This is a genomic window from Streptomyces sp. NPDC021562 (assembly GCF_040640875.1).
Taxonomy (GTDB): Bacteria; Actinomycetota; Actinomycetes; order Streptomycetales; family Streptomycetaceae; genus Streptomyces.
Genome location: NZ_JBFACN010000105.1, coordinates 1 through 1,178, shown reverse-complemented (window position 1 = coordinate 1,178; position 1,178 = coordinate 1). Strand labels below are relative to the sequence as shown.

Here is a 1,178-nt window from a genome sequence, read left to right as displayed (position 1 = left end):
AAAGGGCAAGCCCCTAATAAAAAAAATGATGCATGTTCATATCTGTCTTCTAAAGAGAATGGTCTCGCCATATACTGTATGGGGTGAAAAGCTTGAATATTGTTGGTCGCTGTTAGGAGGGGCTTCACTTGGAAAAACTCAAAAAGCTGTCAAGTGTCCAGTTTTGTATGGTTTGGACGTTTATCAGCACACTTTTGTTCTATATCATAACAGATATTTCCGTGTATACGATTGCCGCTCTAATTGCTGGCATTGTGCTTTCCTTCATTAATTTGCTGGAGGATGAAGTTATTCATCAAAAAATACGTGGCGAATAAATTTATTTTAGAATGGATGTATAAAAATCAAAAAGGGAGACCACAATGATATTACAAAGTGTAATTCCCCCTTTTGTTAAAGAGATATTAGGCAATCATCCCCCCTAAGGATTTTTTAGCCGAATATCTCTTTTTTTTATTGAAGCAACTGCAGAAATCTATATGTTCTGTCTTCCTTCGGATTAGAGAAAAATTCTTCAGGAGTTGCCTTTTCTACGATATAGCCGCCATCCATAAATAAGACCTCGTCTGCTACTTCTCTGGCAAACTTCATCTCATGTGTAACAACAATCATCGTCATTCCTTCTCTTGCAAGATCCTTCATTACTTTCAATACTTCACCGACAAGCTCTGGGTCTAGTGCTGATGTTGGCTCATCAAAAAGCATTACTTCAGGCTCCATCGCAAGCGCTCGCGCAATACCAACACGCTGCTGCTGTCCTCCTGAAAGCTGATAAGGGTAAAAGTCGAGCTTATCTGCCAAGCCAACCTTAGCGAGAAGCTGTTCTGCCTTTTTCCGTGCCTTTTCCTTATCTTCTTTTTTGACAATGACTGGTCCCTCCATTACATTTTGTAATGCTGTCTTATGAGGGAACAGGTTATAGCCTTGGAATACCATACCTGTCAGCTTACGAAATTCTGTTACTTCTTTTTTGGAAACCCTCTGAGAGAAATCAATGCTTTTATTACTAATAGCAATCGTTCCCCCAGATGGTGTTTCAAGGAGGTTTAAACAGCGAAGCATTGTTGTTTTCCCTGAACCCGATGGTCCAATCACTACAATCACTTTCCCTTTTTCTACATCTAAACTAATGTCCTTTAAAACCTCCAGCTCTCCAAAGCTTTTGGACAAGCCTGTAA

General features: G+C 39.7%; 1 protein-coding gene. It reads right to left on the bottom strand.

The window, feature by feature from the left end; translation table 11 throughout:
- Window positions 1-453: 453 nt before the first annotated feature.
- Window positions 454-1,170 carry an amino acid ABC transporter ATP-binding protein gene (locus AB0G52_RS41235; protein WP_361344462.1) on the bottom strand — a complete coding sequence of 239 codons (717 nt, stop codon included), beginning with the start codon at window positions 1,168-1,170 and terminating at the stop codon, window positions 454-456.
- Between the last annotated feature and the right edge of the window lie 8 nt (window positions 1,171-1,178).